The following is a 25,821-nucleotide window of genomic DNA, read 5'->3' as shown; positions in this document are numbered from 1 at the left end:
GGTGCGCAACCCCCCTCTCTAGGCGATGCGCTCTGTGTTCGAATGCCTTCCGCTCCCCGGTGCAACCCGCCGGGGAGCGGCGTCGATAGCCTAGTCATTCACGATGCTGCGCCAATCATATCACTCGACATCACTGCTTCTTCATCGCATCGAGCAAAGCTGACCCGAGCGCGCCCTGCCCCTTTTCGCTCGGCTTGTTGCGATTGCCGGGTCGCGCGCTGCTGGCCTGTTTGTTCGGCTTGGCAGAGCGAGGGCCTCTTGTTTCGCCACCGCCATCGGTCGTGGCACCCTGCTTGCGCATGGTCAGACCAATGCGTTTACGTGCCACATCCACCTCTGTCACCCGCACCCGAACCACATCACCGGCCTTTACCACCTCATGCGGGTCCTTCACGAAGCGGTCTGCCAACTGACTGACATGCACCAAACCGTCCTGATGCACACCGACATCGACAAACGCACCAAAGGCCGCGACATTTGTCACCGTTCCTTCAAGCGACATGCCCGGTTTCAGATCGCCAATCGACTCGACCCCTTCGGCAAAGCTCGCGGTTTTGAAGCTTGGGCGCGGATCGCGGCCGGGTTTCTGCAGTTCCGAGATGATGTCCTGAACTGTGGGCAGGCCAAAGCTAGCATCAACGAAATCCTCGGGCTGTAGTGCCTTGAGGATCTGCTCCTGTCCCATGATCTGCCGGATATCCCGCCCGCAGGCCTTTACGATCCGTCGCGCCACATCATAGGCTTCAGGATGCACCGACGACGCATCAAGCGGCTCTTTGCTGTCGCGAATGCGCAGGAACCCGGCGCTCTGCTCGAACGCTTTCGGCCCGACGCCCGGCACTTTGAGCAACGCCTTGCGCGACGGAAAGGCACCCAGTTCGTCGCGATAGGCGACGATGGCTTCGGCAAGCCGCGGGCCAAGCCCCGCGACATGCGCCAACAGCGGCGCAGAGGCGGTGTTGAGATCGACACCCACGGCGTTGACGGCATCCTCGACCACCGCTTCCAGCGCCCGGCTCAGCTGGCGCTGATCGACGTCGTGCTGGTATTGTCCGACCCCAATGCTCTCCGGTGCGATTTTTACCAGTTCGGCCAGCGGATCCTGCAGACGTCGTGCAATCGACACTGCGCCGCGCAGGGACACGTCCAGATCAGGAAATTCCTTCGAGGCAAGTTCGGATGCGGAATAGACTGAAGCGCCGGCTTCGGACACCACGACCCGTGTTGGTTTTGGGCCTGACGGCAGCATTTTGAGCGTATCACCCACAAATTTCTCGGTCTCGCGACTGGCGGTGCCATTGCCGATGGCGATCAACTCGACGCCATGCTTGCGGATCAGATGCAATAGCTGCTCTTCCGAGCCCCGCAGGTCACGTTTCGGGGGAAACGGGTACAGCGTCGCAGTGTCCAGCACCTTGCCCGTGGCATCCACAACCGCCGCCTTAACCCCCGTACGAATGCCCGGATCGAGCCCCAGTGTCGGCTTTGCACCAGCCGGGGCCGCGAGAAGCAAATCTTTAAGGTTGCGCGAAAAGACACGGATCGCTTCGTCATGTGCGCGACGGCGCAGATCGGCGAGAAGGTCCAGAAACATCGACAGGCTGAGCTTGACCCGCCAGGTCCACCCCGCCGCCGTCCGCAACCATGCGTCCCCAGGCCCGTCGCCGGGGGTGCCGATGGCACGGGCCACGATACCTGTTGCGCGCTCGGCGCCGGTTTCAGGGTCGGGCTCAATCGAGACGGTCAATATCCCCTCTTTGGAGGCGCGCAGGATCGCCAGCGCCCGGTGTGCGGGAATGTCAGCCCATTTTTCACTGTGGTCGAAATAGTCCGAGAACTTTGCACCTTCGGCCTCTTTGCCCGCCTGGACCCGCGCCAGAACCAGCGCTTCGCCGTGCATGAAATTCCGCAGCCGCCCCAGCAGGTCGGCATTCTCGGCAAGCTCTTCGGCGAGAATATCGCGGGCGCCTTCGAGTGCAGCCTTTACGGTCTCGACGTTCTCGCCCAGATACCGCTCCGCCAGTGTTTCGGGGTTCGCTGTCCGGTCGTCCAGTATGGCGCGCAACAGCGGATCAAGCCCGTTTACACGCGCGATCATCGCCTTGGTACGGCGCTTGGGTTTGAAGGGCAGATAGATGTCTTCCAGCGTCGCCTTGCTGGCGGCCTGCGTGATCTTGCGGGCTAGATCGTCGGTCAGCTTACCCTGCCCCCGGATCGTGTCGAGGATCGTTGCGCGCCGCGCCTCCATCTCGCGCAAATAGTCCAGCCGCTCGTTCAGCGTGCGCAGCTGGCTGTCATCTAATCCGCCTGTGACTTCCTTGCGGTAACGGGCGATGAACGGCACCGTCGCGCCCTCGTCCAGCAACGCCGTCGCGGCGGCCACCTGACGCGGGCTGGCAGCAATTTCAGTTGCGATGGTGCGGGCGATCCGATCGGTGGTCTGGTTCAAGAGTGGCTCCTGTGTAATCCGGGACCAAACTCATAAACGCCCACCTGACGCCGCACCAGCCCCGCCGTACAGAAATTGGGAACCGTTAGCCTCACTGAACGCGTAGCGCACACGCTGGCCGTCGGGACACAGCATGCGGTTACAACACCGCACGATCGCCGTTGTTGGGCGAGATTCAATCAGACGCACCTATGTCCAACACCGCAAACCCGCGTGAGACACCGCATCAGGGTCCGGCGCGATGATGTCCCACCGCACCGGCCCCCTGATCTATGGCGTCAACTCTGATTTGCACCACGCATTTGTCGGATAGAGCGGCGGACAGCAGTCCAGTCCTCTGCATCTCGGCGCCGTCCTTCATCATCGCATTCCCGCGCCTTGCGGGCTGCTTCTGCCTCGGCGGCATCTCCGTGCACCTGATAGAGTGCGCGCGCGTATTCGGCTGTCTTCATGGCTTCCATGTCGGGTTTCCCTTTCTGTCGAAATTGAACATACCGACCCCCCGGATCATCTCGGGAGATTCTGACACGCTGTTACCTTACACCGATTCTCCATATTTTTCACGCTCCGCGTGTATTGGCGCCGTTTCAACTCCTGTCCTGCACCGGGAGACGCGCCTTACTAGGATTGCATCGGCTGCTCAGCTCTGCCCTTTTCAAACCCACTGGCGGCAGATTTTTTTACCGTCTGTTCCCAAACCCGACGGTCCGCACTGTGAAGCCCGCAGGTATGTGCTATCTTGCGCGCAAATGACCAATTTTTCCCTCAAGTGACAGGCGGTTTTATGATGAGTTTTGCGAGAATGGTGAGTGTCTCGATAGTGTTGCTTCTTCACGCGGTGCAGGCAAGCGCACAGATGCCTGAAAACTGTGTGCTGACGACTGTGACCGGCCCGGATCGCCATGTTCTCAGCTGTGCCGGAAATCTGGTGATTGAAATGGATGTCGCGACCGAAATGGGCATCGTCAATGGCCCCAACGACCTGCCAGAGCGCGTGACCCTAAGTCAGGGCACAGTTCTTATCGAAGTAGAACAAGGCGGCGCGGTTCCGCAAATCCGGACACCACACGCAATCGCCGCTGTGCGCGGTACGGTTTACGCTGTCGATATTCAATCGGAGTCAACGGCGGTTTTCGTCCTCCGAGGGGCGGTCAATGTCCGTCACCGGCGCGGGTCGAGTAAATCGGTGGATCTGACTGCTGGTCAAGGTGTCGACGTGACACCCGGACAAAGTCTGGAGGTAAAGACCTGGGGCGAAGACCGCGTTCGCGCCCTGTTGTCCCGTTTAGGACGGTGAGACTGCCCTTGCGACGGCGACTGGCTCTTGGAGTCGTTGCCGCGATTTCTGCCGCAATCTGGGCAGCCATGATCGCGGCGCCACATCGCGCAGGCCAGTCCAGCATTCTCGACCCGCTGGAAACAGCATTGACCAATTTTCGCCTGTCGACCTTCGGGGCACTCGAGCCAGACAATCGTGTGGTCATTGTTGCCATTGACGACACCACATTGACCACCGCGAACCCGCTGGCACAGGGCCGCCGGAATCTGGCGGACATCATCGATGCAATTAGGACAGCAGGTGCATCGGTGGCCGCAGTGGACATCCTGTTGACAGACAAGGGCAACGCTGCGGGTGACACGGCGCTAGCTGAGGCATTGGGGAAATTGCCGACGGTCATTGCCGCGGCTGGAACCTTCTCCCCTGCGTCAAGAGGTCGAGGTGTCCCGCTCACCCAGGATGTTTTGTGGCCGCAGCCCCTGTTCAGCGACGCTGCCGATGTGGGTATCGTCAACATTTCCACCGATCATTCGGGGTCACCTCAGCATGTACCGATGGTGTTCATGACGCCCAACGGCCTTCAGCCCTCCTTTGCTGGGCAGACGGCGGCCCTGTTCACGGGTGAGACGCTGGATTTCGCCAGCGGCGCCCTGACACTCGGGCACCGGGTCATCCCCTTGGATAAGGGGCTGCAGATGCCATTGCGATTGGCCGGTCCGACAGGGACCGTCACCATGCTCTCGGCAATGGATTTGTTGCGCGAGGCCGAGCAGATCGACCTGACCGGCAAGGCGGTTATTCTGGGTGTGACGGCCACAGCACTTGGGGATCGGTTTCCAACGCCATTTGATCCCGACCTGCCCGGCGTCGAAGTCATGGCAACAGCGGTCTCTCAACTTATCGGCGGCGAGCTACTGCGCCGTGACGACATGATCAGGCACATCGATGTGGTGTCTGCCGTTCTTCTGGCGGTGATCTGTTTCGTTACGGCGCTGTTGTTGCCTCTTTCCATTGGCGTTCCGCTGGCCGCAGGGGTCTTGGCGCTGTGGTTAGCCGTGGTTTGGTTGGCATTCGGATTTGGCATCTGGTTGAGTGCGGCCCTCCCGCTGGCGAGCGCCGGCGTGCCATTGGCCGTCGCCGCGATGCTTCGCTACGCCCATGAAAAGCGCCGCGCGGCGCAGTCGGACCGGGCCGTGACAGCACTGAAGAAATTTCAATCACCGGCATTGGCCGACCGTATCGCCGAAAATCCAGAGTTCCTGCTAGTCCCGGAAACCCATGAACTGGTCGTGTCCTTTGTCGATCTGACGGGGTTTACCCAAATCTCGCAAGATTTGGGACCGGAAGAGTCCGAGGCGTTTCTCAAGAAATTTCACACGTTTCTGGAGCAGATCGCGGAAGAACGCGAAGGGGTTGTCCTGAACTTCATGGGCGACGGTGCGCTGATCGTGTTCGGACTGTTCGATCCGTCAGAGGGTTCAGCGGCCAACGCATTGCAAGCGGCCATAGATATCGCTCACCAAACCCGTGCGCTCGGCCGGGCCGAGGGATTCGCGCACCCCCTAGGGTGCCGGACAGGGCTTCACCGGGGCGCGGTCGTTCTGTCGCGCATGGGCAGCGACCGTCAGCAGCAGCTTACCATCACCGGCGACAGTGTGAACCTCTGCAGTCGCCTTCTCGAAATCGCCAAGGTTGAGTCCGCGACCATCGCCGCGACAAGTGATTTTGTCTCCTATCTCAAAGATCCATTGCCAATACCCGCAAGCCATAGCGCAATCCATTCTGTACGAGGACGGTTTGGCAAGGTGACGTTGTATTTCTGGCAGTTTTGACAGGTGTTACGCCTCCCCACGGAAACCGAACGGCTGACCGCCGGTAGGTTTTTTGTGCAGCTCTGGACAGCCTCAGGATGCGGGCAGCGTTCGAGCTTTGCTGAGAACACCGGACGCCAGAAAGACGCCGACAGCAACGAGAGCAATACCCACGACCTTGAGCGGGGTCACGGTTTCCCCGAGAAAATATACCCCGCCCAGTAAGGCGAGGATCGGCGTCAACGCCCCGAAGGCGGCGGTCTCGGCAGCGCCGAGAATCTGCACCGCATAGCCGAACAGGAACATTGCCAGAATGCCGATGATGAAGCTCTGCAGCACGATCATGACCGTGACGTCTTGCAGGGTGGCCCCGGCAAAGCTCACGCTGCCGGTGGCCAACAGCAACGGCACCCCGAGCAGCGTTCCCCAGAACAACCCGATAACCAGACCATGCAATGGGCTAAAACCGCTTTGGCGGAAGATGACGGAGTAGATAGCCCAGCATCCCGACCCACTCAGAAACATCAGATGGCCCTTCCAGGCCTCGCCGTCTGTTCCTGCGACGATTTGCCAAAGGCTGACGATCATCGCGCCTGCCAAAATCATCGCCAAGCCAAGCCGACGACGCGGGCCGGTGACTTCTCCGGTCAGCACATAGGCTGCCAGTGCTGTCCAGAACGGCAGCATTCCGGGTGCCAGCGCGCCGCCGTCCGAAGCAGGCGCATAGGCCAACCCTTTGGACACCACATAGGGAAAGACGGCGCTGGCCCCGACCATCAACATCGCCGCACGTGGCCACGATTGCCCCGTTGGCATGACCCCAAGCCGCCACATAACAGGAGCCATGACCAGAGCACCGGGCAATAAGCGCAGGACCAACAGCTCTTCGACAGTAAAACTGCCTTGTACGGCAAAGCGTGTGACCAGCATGAACGCCGCCCAGATCATCACGGTGGCAAGCGCCGCCGCCAGTCCAAGCGCCCGTGTCCTTGGAAGTTCCATTGATCTTACCTTTCATGACAGTCTTGCCGCGCGTTCGTAGCGGGCATTCGGGGCGGTGATCACGGCCTCGGTTTTTCACACTGGTGACAATTGCGTCGCACCAAAATCAGATTTTTCGGTCGAGTACAAATTTTCATTAGGATCGGTCGCGCTTACGAAGAACACCTTGATATTGCGCTATATAACTGTCGCCACCCCGTCCAAGCGCCCTGAATTTCAGGTTGGAACCCAAAAAAACGGATAATTTCAGATTTTATTCGCCTTGTGTGAGCATGATTACAGAGCGCGCGGTCGGTCTGTGGCAAAACTCGGTTATTGTAACGATGATCCTGGCAACGAGTACGGAGTAAGTGAGTGGTGAAGGTAAAGATTTCTTCGTAATCGAGCGAAGGTGTTCACGAATAATTTTATCAAGTGCCGGGCGCAAGGGAGACCTTGCGCCCAATTATTTGATGCCTAACCGTCACCATATTTATTAGGAACCGAGGGTGTCGCTTTGGCTCTGAGCTGCAGTACTTGTGGATCCTTTCACAGGGCGGAAGGCCCTTGTGGGCCTGCGCTGTCAGCAACCATTAATAGCATAATTTAATCATACGAGTGCATACGGTCGGCTGCGGACTTCCTTGCGAAAGTTTGCGGCAAGACCATACCCTGCCCTCAACGACTGGTTGATCTTCGGCCACGGCCGCAGTCTGCCTTGACGTCTCTGGACATCCCAATTTCTTTACCTTACCAGTGTTATGAAATTACATTACGCATCGAAGACATGCCAACTGATCCTTCCTCAACACAGACACCAAAGCCGGACAGCCGCGTTCCCGTGATGCTGCTCACCGGGTTTCTGGGGGCAGGCAAAACCACGCTTCTGAACAGGGTTCTGGCGGATGGGTCTTCGGGGCACGTTGCCGTGATCGTGAACGAATTTGGCGAAGCCGGGCTTGACCATGACCTGATCGAGGCGGTCGAGGATGAGGTGGTCCTGATGCAGTCCGGCTGCCTGTGCTGTTCGGTTCGCGGGGATCTGTCTCGCACCATTGCCGATTTGCTGACGCGCCGCAATCGCGGCCAAATCCGTTTTGACCGCGTTGTCATTGAGACCACCGGTATGGCGGACCCCGGCCCGATCCTGCAGACATTTTTGATCGATCCCGTTTTGGCCAGCAGCACCCGATTGGATGGCGTGGTGACGGTGGTCGATGCGGTCAATGGCGCCGCCACGCTGGACGCACAATTTGAGGCAGTGTCTCAGGCGGCCATGGCGGATCTGATCCTGCTCGGAAAAACCGATCTGGTCTCCGCCCCCACCGCAGATTCGCTTGCGGCACGGCTTCGCGATTTGAACCCGACCGCTCCGATCGTTCAGCAAAATGAAGAACCGCTGGCCCCCGACAGACTATGGGGTCTCAGTGGAATGCGCCAAGACGCGATCAAGCAAGAAGCTATTGCATGGACCACGCCGCCCGCCGCACCAGAACCGTTTGCCAATCTGTCCGGACTGGCTTCAAAGACCTCCGAGACATTGGGTTTCACCCCGCACGACACACGGATCACTTCGGTTTCGATCACACTCGATCACCCGCTCAAGGATGTCGCCTTTGATCTGTGGCTCGATACGCTTGTGGCGCTAAAGGGGCCGGACATTCTACGTGTCAAAGGAATCGTGTTTCTCGAGGGCATGGAAACGCCTTTTGTGTTCCACGGCGTCCAGCATGTCTTTGATCCCCCTGTCCCCTTGACGACCTGGAGCGGCGATGACCGCAAATCCCGCATCGTGGTGATTGGCCGCGATCTTACCCGGCCCGAGTTGCAACGCAGTTTCGACATGCTGCGTGCCGGGCAAACCCGACCTATGGAGAACCTGAGCCATGACTGATACCCGCCTTCCCGTCACCGTCCTGTCCGGGTTTCTCGGCGCTGGAAAAACCACGCTTCTCAACCGTGTGCTCAACAATCGCGAAGGGCGCCGCGTGGCGGTCATCGTCAATGACATGTCCGAAGTGAACATTGACGCCGATCTCGTTCGTGCCGACAACGAATTGTCCCGTACCGATGAAACCCTCGTTGAGATGTCGAACGGTTGCATCTGCTGCACCCTGCGGGATGATCTGCTGCAAGAGGTTCGCAAGCTGGCCGCCGAGCGGCGGTTTGACTACCTGCTGATCGAATCCACCGGCATCTCAGAGCCGCTGCCTGTTGCCGCAACCTTCGACTTCCGCGACGAAGCAGGCGAAAGCCTGTCGGATGTCGCGCGGCTCGACACCATGGTCACGGTCGTGGACGCGGTGAACCTGTTGAATGACTACGCCAGTCACGACACCCTGACTGACCGGGGAGAGACCATGGGCGAAGAGGATGAAAGAACCCTCGTCCACCTTCTGACCGATCAGATCGAATTCGCGGATGTGGTGATCCTGAACAAGATTTCGGATGCCGGACCCGACCGCACCGATGCCGCCCGCAAGATCATTCGCAGCCTCAACGCCGATGCCCGGATCATCGAAACCGATCACTCGGATGTCGTGCCCGAAGCGATCCTTGACACCGGCGCCTTTGATTTCGAGAAGGCACATGAACACCCGATGTGGGCCAAGGAACTCTATGGCTTTGCCGACCATGTCCCCGAGACCGAGGAATACGGTGTCGCGTCCTACGTCTATCGCGCGCGCCAACCTTTTGACCCGTCTCAGATTCTGGCATTGCTGAACGGTGACCTGCCGGGCGTCATCCGGGCAAAGGGGCATTTCTGGATTGCCACGCGTCCTGACTGGGTGGCGGAATTTTCGCTTGCCGGGGCGCTGTCCTCAGTTACGCCGCTCGGCCAGTGGTGGGCTTCTATTCCCGAGGCTCGACGCCCAGATCACGAAGGTGCGCGCGCCTACCTTGCGCAGCACTGGCAAGAACCCTGGGGCGACCGCCGGCAAGAAATCGTGTTTATTGGCGTTGGTATCGATTGGCCCCTGCTCAAGGCGCGATTGGATGCGGCACTGATTCCGGACGATCTCGCGCCGGGACCGGACGCGCTTCCGGATCTGCCCGACCCGTTTCCCGTCTGGCGGCGGGCCGCTGCGGCATGACCACGGTCCTCCCCCCTCTCGCAACGGGCATCAACAGCAGCACCGATCCGAGCGTTCTTCAGACGCTCGGATCGGAGGGCGTTTCGCTTGCGCTGTGGCAGCGCACCTTGCCAGAGCACTTGATTGTGGCGCTTGATGAGCTGCCCGTGGAACGCCTGCCGCAACTGCGACGCAGAGTTACCGTCCGAAATGCAGCGACCGCGATCCATTCCGCATGTGACGAGGTTGGTGCAGGCAGCTGTGCCACGCTTTTGGCCGATGTGGTCGAGGATTTGACGGCCCATGCGGTGCGGGTTCTGGCGTCGCCGGTTCTGCAATTACGGCTCGACGTCACCGACGGGCAACCCTGCCCAAAGTGGCATGTCGACGCCGTGCCCGGCAGGATGCTGTGCACCTTGCGCGGCCCCGGCACCGAATTTGGCCCCATCGGGCCGGATGGCGCGCCGGAAACCATCCAACGTATGCCGCGCGGCTGGGTCGGTGTCTTTCGCGGTGCACTCTGGCCGGCGCGGGAACTTGCGGCAGTCCTGCACCGCTCGCCTCCGCGCGAGGCTGGCGGGCCGCGCCTGTTGCTGGTGATTGATCCGGTCGACGATGCGGGAACCTGCTGATGACGACCATGCGAAACATTGGTGAGACACGGCTTATCAAGCGCAGGCGGTCCGCCGACCCCATGCGCGCCTATGATTCACTGCCTCAGCCGCTTCGCACCTGGATGGCGCAGGCTGCGCTGCCCTGGTCACCCGCCTCATGTCGGCGGCTCTGGCTGAAGGCCCGCGCCGAGGGCGCAACCCTCGACACAATCCTCGACCGGCTTGATAGGGCCGAGGCCCAGACCCTCTCCCGCGACCGAACTGCGCCAAGTGCAACTGCGGCAAGCGAAATTCACGATAAACAGGACCACACCATATGAGACGATCTCTTGCATTCCTTGCGGCGACGCTGTTAGCCACCGCGGCGCCTGTCTTTGCCGATGACACGCTCGACGTGGTCGCACAGTTTGAAATTCAATCGGCAGAGCCTTCGACCACCGGGTACATTTTCACCCGCATGGGCGTTGCCGAGACGCTCATTAACGCAAACCCCGATGGCAACTTGACACCAAGTCTTGCGACCGATTGGGCGGCCTCCGACGATGGGTTGACCTGGACCATCACACTCCGGGACGCTGTACAGTTTCACGACGGAACGGCGATGACCCCCGAAACAGTCGCGGATGCGCTCAACATCGCCCGCGCTAAACCCGGCCCTCTGGCCAAGACCCCCGTCAATGCGATCGAACCGGCTAAGGGCACCATCGTCCTGACCCTGTCCGAACCTTTTGCCGCGCTTCCGGCCTACCTTGCGCATTACAGCGCGCAGATCCTTGCCCCCGCTGCCTACGGTGATGATGGCGCCGCGGTCGAGATGATCGGGACCGGCCCATACAAGATTGCCGAACTTGCGCCGCCACTCGGCCTCAAGGCGGCAGCCTTCCCCGACTATTGGGGTCCTGCGCCGCATGTACCCAATGTCAGCTATTCTGCAGTAAGCCGGGTAGAAACTCGCGCGCTTATGGCGGAATCCGGTGACGCAGATTTTGTTTTCGGGCTTGATCCGGCTTCGGTGGCAAGATTGGGCCTGTCGGATACGGCCACGGTGCATTCCGTCGCCATTCCGCGCACGTTGTTGATCAAGGTCAACGCCGGCCACCCCTTTCTGTCGACTCCCGAAGCCCGGCGCGCGTTGAGCCTCGCCATTGATCGGGCAGGCATCGCCAAAGCAGTGCTGCGGTATCCCGAGGGCGCAACGCAGTTGTTCCCGCCATCGGTCGGTGATTGGCATGACGCAGCGCTTTCTCCGCTTGCCTATGATCCGGAAGAGGCAAAGTCCCTTTTGGCGGATCTCGGCTGGACAGCGGGTGCCGATGGGATCCTCGTCCGAGACGGAGAGCGTCTTGCCCTGACACTTACGACCTATCCGGATCGGCCAGAGCTTCCGTTGGTCGCCGCCGTGCTGGAACAGCAGTTCCGCACCATCGGGGTTGAACTGACCATCAACACCACGAACTCGTCAGAGATTTCTTCGGGCCACGCCGACGGCTCGCTCGACCTCGGTTTGATCGCGCGGAACTTTGCCCTGATCCCGAACCCGGTCGGCACCGTCTTGTCCGACTATGCGCCGACGGGTGACTGGGGCGCGATGGGCTGGCAGAACGACCAGATTGTGCAACTCGCCCGCAGCGTGGGACGCGGCGACGGTGGAAATGCGGAACGCGCGCAGATTTCAGCAATCCTTCAGGCAGAGCTGCCGATCATTCCCATCGCCTGGTACCGCCAGACGCTCGCCGTCGCTCAGGGTGTCGAGGGCACGACCATCGATCCGTGGGAGCGGACATTTGGCCTTCAGGACCTGAAGTTGACACAATGAAAACACTTGCCACACGAGGCATACAGGCACTTATGGTGGCGGTCCTGATCGGGGCCGCCACCTTCGCCATGATGCGCAGTCTGCCGGGTGACGCGGCCTATCGTATCGCCGCCGGTCGCTATGGGTACGACAATGTCGACAGCGCCGCCGCAGACGCGGTGCGCGAGGAGTTGGGAATTGGCGGCCCGGCGCTACCGGCGTTTATCAACTGGCTGGGCGATCTCCTTCGCTTTGACTTTGGCACCTCGCTGGTCACCGGCCAGCCGGTGATTGAGGAGATCGGCCATCAGCTTGGAGCGTCACTGTCGCTCGCTGCGGTCGCGGTGCTTTTGTCGCTGCTGATCGGTCCACCGCTCGGCATTCTCGCCGGGCTCAGGCCGGGCGGCGCTCTGGATCGGGTCCTGTTGGTAATGTCGACCGGGCTAAAGGCTGTTCCGCAATTCCTGATGGCGCTGATCCTCGTCCTGATCCTGGCCGTCCAGTTGCGCTGGCTGCCCGCGGCCGGTCATGGCGAGGCGCGGCATTTCATCCTGCCCGCACTCGCCCTTGCGCTTGGCCTTGCCGCCGTGAACGCCCGGATTGCGAGAGACGCGATGGCGCGGATCGGGGCGATGCCATTCTACAGCTTTGCGCAGTGGAAGGGGCTGACTCCGCGCCAAACATTGTTTCGACACGGGCTGCGCAATGTGTCGGTCCCACTGCTGACCTATCTTGGCCTCCAATTCGTGACGCTTGTCGAAGGCGTCGTGGTCGTCGAGTCAATCTTTGGCTGGCCTGGCATTGGTCACGCGCTGGTTCACGCGATCTTCTCACGTGACGTGCCGATGGTGCAGGGAACCACGCTGGTGTTGGGACTGAGCTTTGTTCTGGTCAACGCATTGATCGATCTCGCCGCACAGCGCATCGACCCGAGGGGAGCAGCATGAGCGACACCGTCATGATTTCGCGCGCCAAGGGAAACGGGTTGCGCTGGATCGGCGCGGCACTCGTTGCCGCCGTTCTGGTTTTTGCGCTGATCGGTCCGCTTCTTGTACCCGGCGATCCCTATGCGCAATCACTGCTCAACGCATTGTCCGGGCCAAGGCCAGACGCGCCCTTGGGCTATGACCACTTGGGGCGGTCGATCTTTCACCGTCTCGCCTATGCGCTCTGCCTGTCGCCCGCTATAGCCATCGCCGCCGTTCTGACGGCGGGGTTGGCCGGGCTGGTTCTTGGCACCCTTGCGGCGGCGCGAGGCGGTTGGATCGAGGCCGCGCTCACGATACTGGCCGATGCGCTGCTAGCACTGCCGGGCTTGCTGTTGGTGCTAATCGTGCTGGCCATCGTTCCGGGAACCGCGCTTGGTTTCTGGGCAGGATTGTCGCTCGTTCTCTGGGTCGAGTTCTTTCGCCTCACCCGTGCCGCAACGCGTGAAACGCTGGCCTCACCGGCCGTGCAAGCCTCGCGTCTGTTGGGCTTTGGGCCGATCTACCTGTTCCGCACCCATGTCTGGCCCGAAATCGCACCGATGATGCTGACCGCCGCCGCCTTTGGCACGGCAACAGCGATCATGGCCATCGCCGCGCTTGGTTTCGTACATGTGGGTATGCGCGCACCCACGCCAGAGCTTGGATTGATGATGGTCGAACTCCTGCCTTATTGGCGCGAAGCGCCGCTGGCATTGTTGTCGCCGGTGGTGGCAACCTTCGTCTTGCTGCTTGGCCTGACACTTTTGGCAGGGAGTCGTGAAGCATGAGTTTGCTCAAAGCTGACGATATCACCGTTTCTCAAGGCGGAACGCCGATCCTGTATCCCGTTTCCCTGTATCTGGAGGCGGGCGAGCCGCTTGTGGTGCTGGGGGAAACTGGATCAGGCAAGAGCCTGCTCGCTCAGGCGGTCATGGGCACCCTGCCCGCCGAGCTTTCCGCCAAAGGCCGCGTGGCCCTCGGAGATCGTATTCTTGATGTTGCACGACCCCGTGATTTTCGCCCTCTCTGGGGACGCGAAATCGCGGTTCTGCCGCAGGAACCCTGGCTGTCCCTTGATCCGCTGATGCGGGCGGGCACTCAGGTCGCCGAAACGCACCGGCTGGTGCGCGGGCTTGATGGTGCCGCGGCGAATGCGCGCGCGGTTTCTGACCTGGACCGGCTGGGCCTCTCCGGCGCGGCGCGGCGGTATCCGCACGAGTTGTCGGGTGGCATGGCGCAACGGGTGGCGATTGCAGCAGCCCGGGCGGGAGGCGCCCGGATCGTCATTGCGGATGAACCCACCAAGGGGCTGGATGCAGCCCGGCGAGACGACGTCGCAGAACTGCTTTTGGCGGAACTTTCTCAGGGCGGCGGATTGATGGTCATCACCCATGATCTGGCGCTGGCCCAGAAGATCGGCGGGCGCATGATGATCCTGCGCGAAGGACGGGTGGTCGAGGCCGGACCCACGGCAGCACTCTTGGCCGCGCCTCAAGAGCCATACAGCCGTGAACTGATCGCTGCCGACCCGGAAAACTGGACCAAACGCGTTCCCGGCGCGCATGGCGCATCGGTTCTGACGGCCACAGATCTCGCGGTGGAACGCGGCGGTCAACAGCTATTCTCTGAATTGTCGCTTTCTCTTGCAGAAGGCGAAGTGCTGGGTGTCACCGGCGCATCGGGTTGCGGCAAATCTACCTTGGGCGACATTCTACTGGGGCTCGTTCCGTCGTCCGCCGGCCACGTTGATCGTCGAAAAGACTTGCCACCGACGGCCTATCAAAAGCTCTATCAGGATCCGGTTGCCGCATTCCCGCGTCACCGGACGCTTGGGCAAACCCTGACCGATGTTGCCCGTCACCACGGCGAGGAAATCGCGAGGATCGACGCGCTGTTGCAGCGCCTGGGCCTCGCACCGGTTCTGCTGACCCGCCGACCGGCTGCTGTATCTGGCGGTGAGCTTCAGAGGCTTTCGCTTCTGCGGCTTCTTTTGGTTAGGCCCAAACTCATCTTTGCGGATGAACCAACCTCGCGCCTTGATCCGATCACACAGCAACAGGTTATCGCACTCCTGACCGAGACAGCGGAACGCGAGGGGTGCGCCGTCGTTCTGGTCAGCCACGATACAGCTCTGGTCGAGCGGACAGCGGATCGCGTCCTAGCCCTCGACCGCGCCCTGTTGCAGATAGACGCCCGCGCTCCGGTCGCTCGGGCCTTGCATTAATCACTCTCCACCTTCATCACTCTCATCCCAAAGGACTTATCATGAAACCGACCCTTATTGCCCTCGCCGCTGCTTCGTTTGCCGTACCAGCCCTTGCACAGGAAACACGCGAGTTGGACGCCCACGTCCATGGCGTCTCTACAGCCGAGATTGCGATCGAGCACGGCAAGATCGAAATTAAACTGCTTTCACCCGGCATGGACATTGTCGGGTTCGAATACGCAGCAAGCTCTGCCAAAGACAAGGATGCGGTAGAAGCCGCGATCCGCCAGTTCCTCGCACCCGATGAGATCGTGACCCTGCCCGAAGCGGCAAGCTGCCGCCTGACCGAAGTGCTCGCCCATCTGCACTCTGGCGACCATGACCACCACGACGAGGAACATGATGACGAACATGAAGAACATGATGACGACCATGCTCACGACGAAGGGCACGACGATGAAGGGCACGATCACGAGGAACATGCCGAAGACGAGCATGAAGAAGGTGCGGAGCATAGCGAATTTCATGTCCGCTACATCTTTGCCTGCGAAGACGAGGACACGCTGACCTCCGTCAGCTTCCCCTTCTTTGAGCGGTTCGAGAACGCGCAGGAGATCGAGGTGAAATTTGTGACCGAAACCGGCGCGGGCACAGCAGAACTCACCCGTGACGCCAGTGTCCTGAACTTCGAATGAGCGATGCGGCACTGACACTGAAGGACGTTCGCTTTCGCTGGCCGGGGCGGGCGTCGTTTGGTTTGTCGGTGCCAGCGTTCCAATTGGAAGCCGGTGAAAGCGTTCTGCTTCTCGGCGAAAGCGGGTCTGGGAAATCTACCCTGTTATCGCTCATCTGCGGGATTGTGACCGCTGATAGTGGGCAGGTGGTGGTCGAGAATACCGATCTTTCCAACCTTCGGGCCGGCGCGAGAGATCGTTTTCGCGCCGAGCGGATCGGCGTGATCTTTCAACAATTCAACCTGCTGCCTTATGCCAGCGTCTCCGATAACATCCTGTTGCCCTTACGCTTTGCGCCTGAACGGCGAAGGCGTGCTGGCGAAGGCGAAGCTGGTACGCTCTGCAGCGCGCTCGGCTTGCCGGACGGTATTCTCGGCACCACAGCCGGGCGGCTGTCGGTCGGCCAGCAACAACGGGTTGCCGTGGCGCGCGCGTTGATTGGAAAGCCCCCGTTGATTGTTGCGGATGAGCCGACGTCAGCACTGGATGCGGCAACTCAGGACAGCTTTTTGGGGCTTCTCTTTGACCAGCTTGCCGCAACCGGGTCATCCTTGCTGATGGTCAGTCACGACGAAAGGCTGGGGGCCCGCTTTGACCGCATAGTACGGCTCGCCGACATCGCGCAGATCGAAAGGCAGGCGGCATGATCCTTCGTCTCGCTATTGGGTCGCTCATGGCGCGGGCGCTGACCGTTGGCATGACGATACTCGCAATCGCGCTTTCGGTTGCACTCGTCCTTGGTGTCGAAAAGGTCCGCACCGGGGCGCGGGCCAGTTTTGCCGACACGATCTCTGGCACCGATTTGATCGTCGGGGCGCGGTCCGGATCGGTTCAGTTATTGCTGTATTCGGTTTTCAGAATCGGCAACGCGACCAACAACGTGACGTGGGAAAGCTATCAGGACATTGCCAGTCGACCCGAGGTTGACTGGATGGTGCCGATCTCGCTCGGGGACAGCCACCGGCAATTCCGGGTGATGGGCACGACACAGGCCTTCTTTGAGCACTACAAGTACCGCGGAGGCCGTTCGCTGAACCTGGCAGAGGGCAATGGTCTGAACGACCTTTACGATACGGTGATCGGGGCGGAGGTTGCGGCGACACTGGGTTACGAGGTTGGCGATCCGATCGTCGTTTCGCACGGTCTGGCCTCATTCACGGATCACGATGATCAACCCTTTCGTGTCGCGGGGGTGCTTGATCGAACCGGCACGCCGGTGGACAGAACAGTGATCGTGAGCCTCAGGGCAATCGAGGCGATCCATATCGACTGGCAGTCAGGCGCGCAGGCTCCCGGTCAGACCACCCCGGTCGAACGTATCCGGCAGATGGAGCTGCCTCCGTCGGCAGTAACCGCCGCGCTGGTTGGCGTGAAATCCCGTTTGCAGATTTTCGGGCTGCAACGCTGGATCAATGAATACCCCGAAGAGCCGCTGCTTGCGATCCTGCCGGGCGTCGCCCTACAAGAGCTTTGGCAGATCGTAGGCGTCGCCGAGACTGCGCTGATCGGCGTTTCGGCCATGGTGGTCGTGACCGCCCTTTTGGGAATGATGGCGATGATCTTTTCGTCGCTGAATGAACGCCGCCGTGAAATGGCCATCTGGCGGGCCATGGGCGCACGGCCGGCAACAATCATGAGCCTGCTGGTGCTGGAGGCCGCGCTGATGGCAGCAGTCGGGGCGGTGCTGGGGTTGGTACTTCTCTATGCCGGATTGACTGTAGGCCGGCCTCTCGTCGACAGCGCCTTTGGCCTCTGGTTGCCGATCGACCCGCCAAGAACACGAGAGTTCGCAGTTCTCGCAACCGTGATCATCGCAGCGGCGTTGACCAGCCTATTACCGGCGCTGAGGGCCTATCGCCTGTCGCTGGCAGATGGCATGATGGTGCGGATATGAATCATTCAACGCTTTCCCGCCGGGCCTTCGTCGCCCTCACGACCTCTCTCCTTGTCACGGGGCGCGCGGACGCGAGCCCGTTCCGCGAAATCACATGGGAAGACCTGATCCCGACCGGCGTTCCTCTGGGCGAAATCGTCGGCCCGGGCGAGATCGACGAGGCCAACGATACCTGGAACCCGCAATTTGACGAGAACGCGAAAAAACTGAACACCAGCCTTGATGGCAAGGCTGTGAAGTTACCTGGCTACATCATTCCTTTTGACGTGGGGTCCGAGGGCGTCTCGAGTTTCATGTTGGTTCCCTATGTGGGTGCCTGCATCCACACGCCGCCACCCCCGCCGAACCAGCTCGTCTTTGTGACAACCCCGACACCTTGGGCAAGCGAGTCGCTGTGGAATCCGGTCTGGGTCTCGGGACAGCTTTCGGCAAAGCCGATGTCGACCCAGATCGCGGATGTCGGCTATCAGATCACGGCGGAACTGATCGAAGTCTACGAATGGTAAGCTCGAAACTCACGCGCCGAGCGGCAGTTCTGGGCCTGTCCGCGCTTGCGATGGCCTTCCCTGCCAATGCAGAAACTGTTGTCGATCTCACTTGGAGAGATCTTCTGCCCGAGGACGACACATCTCTGCCGGGCAACCTTCAGGGGATCCTACCGCACGACGAAACCGCAATGGCGGCACGCCAACCCATGTCCACCGGGATTCGGACAGACTGGAACGGTCAGATCGTCCAACTGTCCGGCTTTGTCGTCCCGATTGATTACCAAGGCACGGGCATAACGGCCTTTATTCTGGTGCCTTTCGTCGGTGCCTGCATCCACGTCCCGCCACCGCCAGCCAACCAATTGGTCTTTGTGACCACCAAATCGCCCTACGAAGGCTCCGGCATGTTCGAAGCGGTGACGGTCACAGGCATTTTCGGCACGGCATCAACCACAACAGAATTGGCAGAAGTCGGCTACGCCCTCTCTGCGGATGAAGTTAGACCGTATCCGAAGTAACCCACCTGCCTTAGCGAAAGTGGAGAATGCCCGCGCCGTCAAATCTCGTACGATGTCTGACTCAGTGCGTTCGGCATGAAGCGGGCACAAACTCGCCGCAGCCTATTGCCGTGACCGGCGTCTCCATGGGCGGTTAACGGGGTTTGGACCTCAGTTGGACGCTATGGCGGTTACCACCAAACCTTGAAGAAGGACAAGCGAGCCTTGCCGGGCCTCCTTCAGCCGCCCGCGAGCCAAGGCAAGGCAATCAACAGACCGAGAGCCAGAACCTGCATCGCAGTGAAGGGTGCCATTGCGCCTTCGACTGCCCCACTCTGCAAGGCCGAGTATATGTCACCGACGCCCGTGATAGTCGGGACCGACCCTAGCGCCTGCAAGAGGTCAGCCAACCCCTGCCCGCTGGCGGCAAGTCTCCTGTCTCAACATGGTGTCGTTTCCGGTCACAGGAGAGCCAATTTACTATCGGGCTTCTTATTTGCCCATCGGCCTTGGCACCCCCGATCTGGGCATCGCGACGCGCAATGCGTAACGGGGGCAGATCAAAATGAAGGCAAGCGCTAAGGAAATCCTTGTTTGATCGAACCTCTCTATGAATGAGTTCACCCCAAGGAAACTGGCATTCAGTATTGATGCCTCTGGCGCGTTGACGCCGTTGAAGTCGACCGCTGTTTGTTGGGCCCCAATAGTAGCATTTTAGTACTTCCCATGGCAGGGTCCCGGCGGGTAAGGATGTGCGCAAGACGACTTGCGACGCAGCCAATGTTCGGTTGTCGAGTGAAGAACAGGAAGACTATGAGCATCAGACCGGGACCCTATGCGACGATTTCGACAGGGTTCGAAGCGTAATCTGATGAAAATTGCGTTGATCCACTATTGGCTCGTCGGAATGCGCGGCGGTGAAAAGGTTCTTGAAGAACTTTGCCGCATTTTTCCGCATGCAACCATTTTCACGCATGTCTGCGACCGAGAAGCCTTGTCGCCAACATTGCGTGGGATGAAGATTGTTGAGACTTCAATCGCCCGGTTGCCAATGGCTCGTCGCTTATACCCGTCTTATCTGCCATTCATGCCGCGCGCGTTGGAGGGGATCGATCTCTCCGGATTTGACCTCGTCATTTCCAGTGAAGCGGGCCCAGCCAAAGGTGTGATTGCGCCACCGGATGCACTGCATCTGTGCTACTGTCATTCCCCGATGCGCTATATCTGGGATCAATATCACATCTATCGCAGCGAAGCGAACATCGTCACGCGCACGGTCATGCCCTTTCTTGCGCACGGGCTGCGCCAATGGGATGTCACCTCGGCTGCGCGTGTAGACGGATTTATCGCAAACTCCAGCCATGTCGCCCGCCGGATCAACAAGTATTGGCGGCGCGAGGCTTCGGTGGTTCATCCGCCTGTTGACGTCGCCCGATTTACGATCACCGAGGCGGAACCCGACGATTATTATCTGTGGGTCGGAGAACTTGCTTCTTATAAGCGACCGGACATTGCGATCCGGGCGTTTGCAGAACTGGATCGACGGCTGCTTGTCGTTGGTGGCCCAGACAAATCGCGTCGAAGACTGGAAGCGCTCAAGGGCCCTGCAACCGAATTCCTTGGGGCCGTCAGCCAAGAGCGTCTGGCCGATTTGATGCGCAACTGCCGTGCATTAATCTATCCCGGCGAAGAAGATTTCGGCATTATCCCGGTCGAAGTCATGGCGTCCGGTCGACCGGTGATTGCCTTTGGTCGCGGCGGCGCTTGTGAAACAGTCGTAGATCGCAAAACCGGCCTGTTGTTTGATGATCAATCGCCCGAAGGCCTTGTCGATGCGGTAAAGACATTCGAAGCCGAAGGCCTGCATACGCTTGATCCAATTGCGTTGCGACAGCACGCGATGCAGTTTGCCCCAAGCGTTTTCCGCGAGGGGATCCTTTCAGAACTGTCAGCCCACGGCATTCATTGGCCAACCGATGGTGCACCGTGATCGTCTGGAAGCGTCTCCCGGCGCTTGATGCCGCGCTCGTTCATGCCCTGACGCAGGGCGCTGTTGCATTTGTGGTGAAAGTGTTGGCCGCACTTCTGTCGTTTCTCATGTTCATGGCGATTTCGCGCGTTCTGCCCGAACCCGCCTTCGGACAGTTTGGTTTTGCCTTTTCACTTGTGACCATGCTGGCCCTAGTCGGCAGTTTTGGACAACGCAGCATGATATTGCGGTTCGCTGGCGCCTATCAGGCCGACAATTCGACTCGGCGGCTGAACGCGGTCATCCAATTCGGATACAAAATCGTTTTGACAGGGTGCGCGCTGGCCGCTGCACTACTGTTGCTCCCTGCCATGGTGTTGCCGGGGCTGCCTGATTACATTTATGCATCTGCCGCTTTCACACTGGTGCTTGGGTTCGCAGAGTATCAGGCACATGCGCTGCGCAGTTTTGGGTCCATGGCCCGCGCCTTGGTGCCCCGCGATCTGCTGTGGCGTGCCGGTGTCATCGGGGTGGCATGGCTGGGTATAACCGGCGTGATTGCCATCGAATCGGCTGCCGATGCATTGTGGGTCTGTGCCTTGGTCTTGCTGATCGTCGCGACCGCTCAGACGCTTCTGACGCCCAGCTTACGCACGGCAATATCCGCACCCAGAACCCAACCGCTCCCCGAGCGCAAGACATGGATCCATGCCGCAATCGGCCTTTGGGGAACGTCGATCGTTCTGGCAGCGGGTCCAAATCTGTCGATAGTCCTTCTCGGTCTGCAACTCAGCCCCGACGAGGTCGGTCCCTTGTTTGCGGCGCTGCGAACATCCATGCTTCTCAGCCTTTTTCTTATGGCTGCCAACATGATAGCGGCCCCTCTCATCGCTCGGGATTTCGCCTCGGGAAACCTCGCAAAGGTACAGCGGCTCTGCACCTTCATCGCGATCTCAGTCGGAATTCCGACATTGATCGTGTATTTGGGTCTATGCCTGTTCGGCAGCCATGTCCTGGAGTTGTTCGGGCCTGATTTTGGCGAGGCGCAGACAGCATTGATCATTCTCGCGTCCGGCTATTTGGTCAGTGCACTGGCAGGTCCCAATTCGCAGGTCATGGAAATGGCCGGAGCCGAAAGAAAATATCTGCGAATTCTGACAGTCACTACCTTGATATCCCTGATGTCCTTGCCAGCCCTCGTTGCGGTGTTCGGCGCGACAGGCGCTGCTATCGGGATTGCCGGTAGCATGATCGCCAGCAATATTTGGACAACAATTCATTGTGTTCGGCATCTGCATATCCGCCCCGGATTGTTGCCCGGCTTCACCGCGCAAGCATCCTCGCGAGAACACGGGGCGAAACCATGACGGCACCCGCAAATTTTCTCTATCTGGGTGGCGACAAATGTGGGTCGACTTGGATACATCACATCCTCGACAAACACCCTCAGGTAAGCCTCGCACAGGCAAAGGAGTTGTTCTTTTTCGACCGATTCTATGACAAGGGAATGGGGTGGTATGCAGATCAGTTTCCCGACCCCGGCACGACGCTTCGGCAGGGAGAAATTTGCCATGATTATCTCTATTCGCCACAGGCTCTGGCCCGGATTGCCCTTGATCTTCCGGTAGACTCCGTCTTTTTGATTTGCTTGCGTGATCCCTTGGCCCGCAGCATTTCGCACTACCGATACCTCCTGAAAATCGGGCACGTGAAGGCAGAATTTGCCGAAGCCATCGTCACGCATCCGCAGATCATCGGCCACAGCCTATACTCCGAGCACTTGGCCCGCGCCCAAGACCTTCTCGGGAAAGAACGAGTGCGCGTGTTGTGGTTTGACCAACTGCAATCCGATCCGGCGGGTTTTGGGCGGGCAATGTGCGACGCGCTCTGCATCGATTATCTGCCCAATCTGCCCTATGCCGATAGAATTCTGGACAGTGCCGGAGCACGGTCCCCGACACTGGTCAGACATCTAAGGTCAACCGGTTGGCTGATCCGTCGGTTGGGTTTCCCCGCGCTGGTCAGCCGCGTAAAGGACAGCCCCGCCCTGCAGAAGGCACTATTCACACGGGCATCCTCGGCCCCGATTATGGCCAATCTGGCTAGCGAACCTTCTGTCATCAACATGCTCGCACAGTTTCGGAAAGATCACAGTGCAATCCGGGCCCTTATGGGTTCAGTTGTACCGGATTGGCCCGCGGGATGGGCGCCATGAAACTGGTATTGGCCGCGGTCATGCACAGCCCCAATCTGGGCGATGGTGTCATCGCCGCTTGCCTCGACAAGGCCGCACAAGAGTACGATCAAAACTTGACGCTCGACTGGCTTGATCTCGCTGGGCGGAGCTCTCCCGTCCCCTCGCCTACACAGCAAAGTCGGCGCACTGCAGTCCTGAATGTACTGGACGCGATGCCGACTGTTGCACAACAGATGTTGGCGCAACCCCTTGTTTCTGCGCAGGTTCGCAAACAACTTGTTCCGCTGCTGCCCGCGAAATTTGACCGCGCTCAGGGTGTTATAATCGGCGGCGGCCAGCTGCTATCGGATGTACATCTGAACTTTCCGATCAAGATCGCGCGGATCGTTGCAGAGGCCGAGGCGCGCCAATTGCCAATCGCGCTTCACGGCGTGGGTGTCGCGCAAGAATGGACGGCCAAAGGAGCGCGCCTGTTCGGCCGCTTGCTGCAAAGTCCGATGCTGCGCTTCATTTCGGTTCGGGACGACGCTTCTCGCGCTCATCTCAGCGCACATCTGACGAGGTTAAACAGCCCACAGGTGCCGGACATCCGTGTCTTTCCAGATCCCGGTATGCTCGCGTCCGATCTGTATAACGGCGATGTTGCCGCGCGGCCGTCACCGCGCCAGCGCATCGGTGTGGGCATAACCCATCCTGTCGCGATCCGCGCGCATTCATCCAGCGCGACCGACGTTCCTCATCAGGCTTGGGTCAAGTGGTACAGAACACTTGCCGCCGAATTGGCCAAGAACCACCAAGTCATATTGTTCACGAACGGCAGCCCGGAGGACGAAGCCATGCTAGCCGAAGTCACCGGCCTCCCCTTGTCAGCGAACATAGAACGTCTCGCCCGGCTCTCCGGCCCGACTGCCTTGATAGATTTCATAGGCGGCTTGGACGGTCTCGCAGCACACAGGCTCCATGCACTGATTGTCGCCTATTCGTTGGATGTATCTTCAGTCGGTCTTCGCTGGGACGCCAAGGTCGACGCATTTTTCGATCTGACAGAACGCAGTAAATATCTCGTGGATGCCCCGGCGCTCCCGCCAAGCAAAGTCTCAGATTTGATCATCAAAGCAGGTCAGACCAGCGAGGCACAAACTCGGCGGACAGACCTGCAATCAGCGGCGCATGACGGTGTTCGCGCGGCGATCAGCGCGTTGATACCCTAACCAGCATTTCCACCGATCAGTGGTTCGTAGTGATATCCTGTCAATCTTCGATCCCGTGGGGCAGTGTTTCGCGCTGCGCTCAATTGGATAGGGGCCTGGCGTCAAAACAACTCGAAAATGCAGCATAGGCGACAAAATGCAATCTTGGGTGGCGCAAACCGGTGATCTTTTGTGCAAATTTGAATTTTCTGTGCATCTTTGATTTTATAATCAATATTCGTTATTGTCGATTCACGTTTCACTGGGTAATCTTTTCAAGGGGTGTGGGAAATAGTTTCGATTTACGAATCGGACACTATCGAGACGATTGGTAGAATATGAATAAGACTATATATTGTGAATCTACACCTTCCGATGCCTCATTTGAAACTCCATCCCCAAAATACCGGCCAAAACGTTTATTCGATCTAGCGATTGTCTTAGTTTTGCTGCCTGTGTTTTCCCCGCTTATTGCGTTGCTCTGGTTGATCGTAAAGATGGACGGTGGCCCCGGATTTTTCGGCCACGAACGCATCGGCCGCAACGGGGTTCCGTTCCGCTGCTGGAAAATTCGCTCAATGGTTCCGAACTCCGAAGAGCGCCTCAAAGATCACCTCGCGAGCGATCCCGAAGCGGCCCGAGAGTGGTCCGAGAGCTTCAAGCTCAGGAACGATCCACGGATTACACCGATCGGGAAGTTTCTGCGCAAGTCCAGCCTGGACGAGCTGCCACAATTCTGGAACGTCCTCCTCGGAGAGATGAGCCTGGTCGGACCGAGACCTGTCAGCCGCGATGAATTGCAGATGTATTCTATCAATCTGAAATCCTACCTGAGCATGTCGCCGGGGATCACCGGGCCTTGGCAAGTTTCGGGCCGCAACAGCCTATCCTACAAGCAGCGTGTCGCGATTGATGTAGAATACAGCCGCCACGCGGACCTTAAGATCGACATACAAATCCTTGCAAAAACAGCGCTTGTTGTACTCAAGCGGACCGGGCTCTAGTAACAACTGGCCCAGCATGCCGTTCGACTTCGTTCTAAGAAACTCGATCCTGGAATGTTCTCGCCACACGTCGTGCCCTGAGAATATCTCATCGGTTCGACGAGCCGAGCGCATGCCGCAGCAAACGCGCGACCCCACTACGCCGAATGGAAAGCCTTCAGGGGCGAGCGTCACCGATCATGCGCATTGTGCGACTCGGCTTGTCGCGAGCTTCTCGGCCGGAACCAACTTGAATTTCACAGAGCTTTCTAATTGGAGTTGGTCGTGGAAGTTGGGTTCTCTAAGAAAACGTTTGTTCAGCTTTGCACTCATTTGAGATCCCCGTACTCTGTTGAGCAAGAGTGCCATCGGCTTTTCATGAAGTAGACAATACATCTTGAGCTGGTTTCGGCATGCAGCTAGTTGAGCCGATAATTTGAAATATCGGGTCTCCTGCAGCGAACTCAGTTACCCAAAGGTAATGCAGTCCTGCATTTCTCAAGTATTATCTCAATTCAATTCTGTCGGATATTGAGGTAACGCCGAAACAGAATATTCCCAAAGCGCTATCCATCCCGATCCGGAAACCCAAATATGATATAGCATGCTTGCAACTGCTATATATCATTTTCTCCTGCGCCTTTCCGAATGCGAATCTCAAAGAAATAGGGGCGCCATTATCAGGCGCCCCT

Annotated in this window: 24 protein-coding genes; 20 read left to right on the top strand and 4 right to left on the bottom strand. The window is 59.3% G+C overall.

Annotation, left to right across the window (positions count from 1 at the left end; genetic code table 11):
• Positions 1–130: 130 nt before the first annotated feature.
• Positions 131–2,449 carry a Tex family protein gene (locus ABJO75_RS14980; RefSeq protein ID WP_348134214.1) on the bottom strand — a complete coding sequence of 773 codons (2,319 nt, stop codon included), beginning with the start codon at positions 2,447–2,449 and terminating at the stop codon, positions 131–133.
• A 278-nt stretch (positions 2,450–2,727) separates the two neighbouring features.
• Positions 2,728–2,910: a hypothetical protein gene (locus ABJO75_RS14975; protein WP_348134212.1), complete on the bottom strand. Its 183-nt coding sequence runs from the start codon at positions 2,908–2,910 to the stop codon at positions 2,728–2,730.
• Positions 2,911–3,236: 326 nt separating this feature from the next.
• Between ABJO75_RS14975 and ABJO75_RS14970 the strand changes: the two genes are divergently transcribed.
• Together ABJO75_RS14970 and ABJO75_RS14965 are read left to right on the top strand one after the other, a co-directional pair.
• The gene (locus ABJO75_RS14970; RefSeq protein WP_348134210.1) at positions 3,237–3,746 is read left to right on the top strand and encodes a FecR domain-containing protein; all 510 of its coding nucleotides are present in this window, start codon (positions 3,237–3,239) and stop codon (positions 3,744–3,746) included.
• An 8-nt stretch (positions 3,747–3,754) separates the two neighbouring features.
• Positions 3,755–5,560, top strand: coding sequence for an adenylate/guanylate cyclase domain-containing protein (locus ABJO75_RS14965; protein ID WP_348134209.1), 1,806 nt, complete (start codon positions 3,755–3,757; stop codon positions 5,558–5,560).
• Positions 5,561–5,632: 72 nt separating this feature from the next.
• Here the strand turns inward: ABJO75_RS14965 and ABJO75_RS14960 are convergent, their stop codons facing one another.
• A complete protein-coding gene (locus ABJO75_RS14960; RefSeq protein ID WP_348134207.1) occupies positions 5,633–6,541 on the bottom strand; it encodes a DMT family transporter in 909 nt (302 codons plus the stop codon).
• A 766-nt stretch (positions 6,542–7,307) separates the two neighbouring features.
• Between ABJO75_RS14960 and ABJO75_RS14955 the strand changes: the two genes are divergently transcribed.
• The 13 genes from ABJO75_RS14955 to ABJO75_RS14895 are packed head-to-tail and all read left to right on the top strand — an operon-like array spanning position 7,308 to position 18,811.
• Positions 7,308–8,414, top strand: coding sequence for a GTP-binding protein (locus tag ABJO75_RS14955; protein WP_348134205.1), 1,107 nt, complete (start codon positions 7,308–7,310; stop codon positions 8,412–8,414).
• Positions 8,407–9,615: a GTP-binding protein gene (locus ABJO75_RS14950; RefSeq protein ID WP_348134203.1), complete on the top strand. Its 1,209-nt coding sequence runs from the start codon at positions 8,407–8,409 to the stop codon at positions 9,613–9,615. The genes ABJO75_RS14955 and ABJO75_RS14950 overlap by 8 nt, the downstream gene beginning before the upstream one ends.
• A complete protein-coding gene (locus ABJO75_RS14945; protein WP_348134201.1) occupies positions 9,612–10,226 on the top strand; it encodes a DUF1826 domain-containing protein in 615 nt (204 codons plus the stop codon). Before ABJO75_RS14950 ends, ABJO75_RS14945 begins: the two co-directional genes overlap by 4 nt.
• A complete protein-coding gene (locus tag ABJO75_RS14940) occupies positions 10,226–10,528 on the top strand; it encodes a DUF6525 family protein (protein ID WP_348134199.1) in 303 nt (100 codons plus the stop codon). Before ABJO75_RS14945 ends, ABJO75_RS14940 begins: the two co-directional genes overlap by 1 nt.
• Positions 10,525–12,024 (top strand): ABC transporter substrate-binding protein, encoded by a 1,500-nt coding sequence (locus ABJO75_RS14935; RefSeq protein WP_348134197.1) that lies wholly within the window; start codon positions 10,525–10,527, stop codon positions 12,022–12,024. Before ABJO75_RS14940 ends, ABJO75_RS14935 begins: the two co-directional genes overlap by 4 nt.
• Positions 12,021–12,950 (top strand): ABC transporter permease, encoded by a 930-nt coding sequence (locus tag ABJO75_RS14930; RefSeq protein ID WP_348134195.1) that lies wholly within the window; start codon positions 12,021–12,023, stop codon positions 12,948–12,950. The genes ABJO75_RS14935 and ABJO75_RS14930 overlap by 4 nt, the downstream gene beginning before the upstream one ends.
• Positions 12,947–13,759: an ABC transporter permease subunit gene (locus tag ABJO75_RS14925; RefSeq protein WP_348134193.1), complete on the top strand. Its 813-nt coding sequence runs from the start codon at positions 12,947–12,949 to the stop codon at positions 13,757–13,759. The genes ABJO75_RS14930 and ABJO75_RS14925 overlap by 4 nt, the downstream gene beginning before the upstream one ends.
• On the top strand, positions 13,756–15,195 hold the full coding sequence (locus ABJO75_RS14920) for an ATP-binding cassette domain-containing protein (RefSeq protein ID WP_348134191.1): 1,440 nt from the start codon (positions 13,756–13,758) through the stop codon (positions 15,193–15,195). Before ABJO75_RS14925 ends, ABJO75_RS14920 begins: the two co-directional genes overlap by 4 nt.
• 41 nt (positions 15,196–15,236) lie before the next feature.
• Positions 15,237–15,872: a DUF2796 domain-containing protein gene (locus ABJO75_RS14915; protein WP_348134189.1), complete on the top strand. Its 636-nt coding sequence runs from the start codon at positions 15,237–15,239 to the stop codon at positions 15,870–15,872.
• The gene (locus tag ABJO75_RS14910; protein ID WP_348134187.1) at positions 15,869–16,558 is read left to right on the top strand and encodes an ABC transporter ATP-binding protein; all 690 of its coding nucleotides are present in this window, start codon (positions 15,869–15,871) and stop codon (positions 16,556–16,558) included. Before ABJO75_RS14915 ends, ABJO75_RS14910 begins: the two co-directional genes overlap by 4 nt.
• Positions 16,555–17,805 (top strand): ABC transporter permease, encoded by a 1,251-nt coding sequence (locus ABJO75_RS14905; protein ID WP_348134186.1) that lies wholly within the window; start codon positions 16,555–16,557, stop codon positions 17,803–17,805. Before ABJO75_RS14910 ends, ABJO75_RS14905 begins: the two co-directional genes overlap by 4 nt.
• Positions 17,802–18,311 carry a DUF3299 domain-containing protein gene (locus tag ABJO75_RS14900; protein WP_348134184.1) on the top strand — a complete coding sequence of 170 codons (510 nt, stop codon included), beginning with the start codon at positions 17,802–17,804 and terminating at the stop codon, positions 18,309–18,311. Before ABJO75_RS14905 ends, ABJO75_RS14900 begins: the two co-directional genes overlap by 4 nt.
• The gene (locus ABJO75_RS14895; RefSeq protein WP_348134182.1) at positions 18,305–18,811 is read left to right on the top strand and encodes a DUF3299 domain-containing protein; all 507 of its coding nucleotides are present in this window, start codon (positions 18,305–18,307) and stop codon (positions 18,809–18,811) included. The genes ABJO75_RS14900 and ABJO75_RS14895 overlap by 7 nt, the downstream gene beginning before the upstream one ends.
• Before the next feature lie 218 nt (positions 18,812–19,029).
• On the opposite strand, the gene ABJO75_RS14890 is transcribed toward ABJO75_RS14895, so the two are convergent.
• Entirely contained in the window at positions 19,030–19,200 is a 171-nt protein-coding gene (locus tag ABJO75_RS14890; RefSeq protein WP_348134180.1) for a hypothetical protein, read from the bottom strand.
• 461 nt (positions 19,201–19,661) lie between these two features.
• Here ABJO75_RS14890 and ABJO75_RS14885 point away from each other — a divergent pair, with 461 nt between their 5' ends.
• The 5 genes from ABJO75_RS14885 (at position 19,662) to ABJO75_RS14865 (ending at position 25,150) form a co-directional block, all read left to right on the top strand.
• Entirely contained in the window at positions 19,662–20,780 is a 1,119-nt protein-coding gene (locus ABJO75_RS14885; protein ID WP_348134178.1) for a glycosyltransferase, read from the top strand.
• Positions 20,777–22,126: a polysaccharide biosynthesis C-terminal domain-containing protein gene (locus tag ABJO75_RS14880; protein WP_348134176.1), complete on the top strand. Its 1,350-nt coding sequence runs from the start codon at positions 20,777–20,779 to the stop codon at positions 22,124–22,126. Before ABJO75_RS14885 ends, ABJO75_RS14880 begins: the two co-directional genes overlap by 4 nt.
• Entirely contained in the window at positions 22,123–22,974 is an 852-nt protein-coding gene (locus tag ABJO75_RS14875) for a sulfotransferase (protein ID WP_348134174.1), read from the top strand. Before ABJO75_RS14880 ends, ABJO75_RS14875 begins: the two co-directional genes overlap by 4 nt.
• The gene (locus ABJO75_RS14870; RefSeq protein WP_348134172.1) at positions 22,971–24,167 is read left to right on the top strand and encodes a polysaccharide pyruvyl transferase family protein; all 1,197 of its coding nucleotides are present in this window, start codon (positions 22,971–22,973) and stop codon (positions 24,165–24,167) included. The genes ABJO75_RS14875 and ABJO75_RS14870 overlap by 4 nt, the downstream gene beginning before the upstream one ends.
• A 317-nt stretch (positions 24,168–24,484) precedes the next feature.
• On the top strand, positions 24,485–25,150 hold the full coding sequence (locus ABJO75_RS14865; protein ID WP_348134170.1) for a sugar transferase: 666 nt from the start codon (positions 24,485–24,487) through the stop codon (positions 25,148–25,150).
• The last annotated feature ends 671 nt before the right edge of the window (positions 25,151–25,821 follow it).

It is taken from the genome of Sedimentitalea sp. (genome assembly GCF_039973035.1).
Taxonomy (GTDB): Bacteria; Pseudomonadota; Alphaproteobacteria; order Rhodobacterales; family Rhodobacteraceae; genus Sedimentitalea.
Note: the sequence above shows the minus strand (reverse complement) of the source record. Positions and strands in the feature narration are given on the sequence as shown.

Excerpts from the sequence above, each read along its gene's own strand:
- ABJO75_RS14960 (WP_348134207.1), bottom strand. The coding sequence starts at position 6,541 with ATGGAACTTCCAAGGACACGGGCGCTTGGACTGGCGGCGGCGCTTGCC.
- ABJO75_RS14895 (WP_348134182.1), top strand. The coding sequence starts at position 18,305 with ATGGTAAGCTCGAAACTCACGCGCCGAGCGGCAGTTCTGGGCCTGTCC.
- ABJO75_RS14865 (WP_348134170.1), top strand. The coding sequence starts at position 24,485 with ATGAATAAGACTATATATTGTGAATCTACACCTTCCGATGCCTCATTT.
- ABJO75_RS14925 (WP_348134193.1), top strand. The coding sequence starts at position 12,947 with ATGAGCGACACCGTCATGATTTCGCGCGCCAAGGGAAACGGGTTGCGC.
- ABJO75_RS14875 (WP_348134174.1), top strand. The coding sequence starts at position 22,123 with ATGACGGCACCCGCAAATTTTCTCTATCTGGGTGGCGACAAATGTGGG.
- ABJO75_RS14970 (WP_348134210.1), top strand. The coding sequence starts at position 3,237 with ATGAGTTTTGCGAGAATGGTGAGTGTCTCGATAGTGTTGCTTCTTCAC.
- ABJO75_RS14910 (WP_348134187.1), top strand. The coding sequence starts at position 15,869 with ATGAGCGATGCGGCACTGACACTGAAGGACGTTCGCTTTCGCTGGCCG.
- ABJO75_RS14905 (WP_348134186.1), top strand. The coding sequence starts at position 16,555 with ATGATCCTTCGTCTCGCTATTGGGTCGCTCATGGCGCGGGCGCTGACC.
- ABJO75_RS14870 (WP_348134172.1), top strand. The coding sequence starts at position 22,971 with ATGAAACTGGTATTGGCCGCGGTCATGCACAGCCCCAATCTGGGCGAT.
- ABJO75_RS14955 (WP_348134205.1), top strand. The coding sequence starts at position 7,308 with ATGCCAACTGATCCTTCCTCAACACAGACACCAAAGCCGGACAGCCGC.
- ABJO75_RS14900 (WP_348134184.1), top strand. The coding sequence starts at position 17,802 with ATGAATCATTCAACGCTTTCCCGCCGGGCCTTCGTCGCCCTCACGACC.
- ABJO75_RS14945 (WP_348134201.1), top strand. The coding sequence starts at position 9,612 with ATGACCACGGTCCTCCCCCCTCTCGCAACGGGCATCAACAGCAGCACC.
- ABJO75_RS14950 (WP_348134203.1), top strand. The coding sequence starts at position 8,407 with ATGACTGATACCCGCCTTCCCGTCACCGTCCTGTCCGGGTTTCTCGGC.
- ABJO75_RS14930 (WP_348134195.1), top strand. The coding sequence starts at position 12,021 with ATGAAAACACTTGCCACACGAGGCATACAGGCACTTATGGTGGCGGTC.
- ABJO75_RS14920 (WP_348134191.1), top strand. The coding sequence starts at position 13,756 with ATGAGTTTGCTCAAAGCTGACGATATCACCGTTTCTCAAGGCGGAACG.
- ABJO75_RS14975 (WP_348134212.1), bottom strand. The coding sequence starts at position 2,910 with ATGGAAGCCATGAAGACAGCCGAATACGCGCGCGCACTCTATCAGGTG.
- ABJO75_RS14915 (WP_348134189.1), top strand. The coding sequence starts at position 15,237 with ATGAAACCGACCCTTATTGCCCTCGCCGCTGCTTCGTTTGCCGTACCA.
- ABJO75_RS14885 (WP_348134178.1), top strand. The coding sequence starts at position 19,662 with ATGAAAATTGCGTTGATCCACTATTGGCTCGTCGGAATGCGCGGCGGT.
- ABJO75_RS14940 (WP_348134199.1), top strand. The coding sequence starts at position 10,226 with ATGACGACCATGCGAAACATTGGTGAGACACGGCTTATCAAGCGCAGG.
- ABJO75_RS14935 (WP_348134197.1), top strand. The coding sequence starts at position 10,525 with ATGAGACGATCTCTTGCATTCCTTGCGGCGACGCTGTTAGCCACCGCG.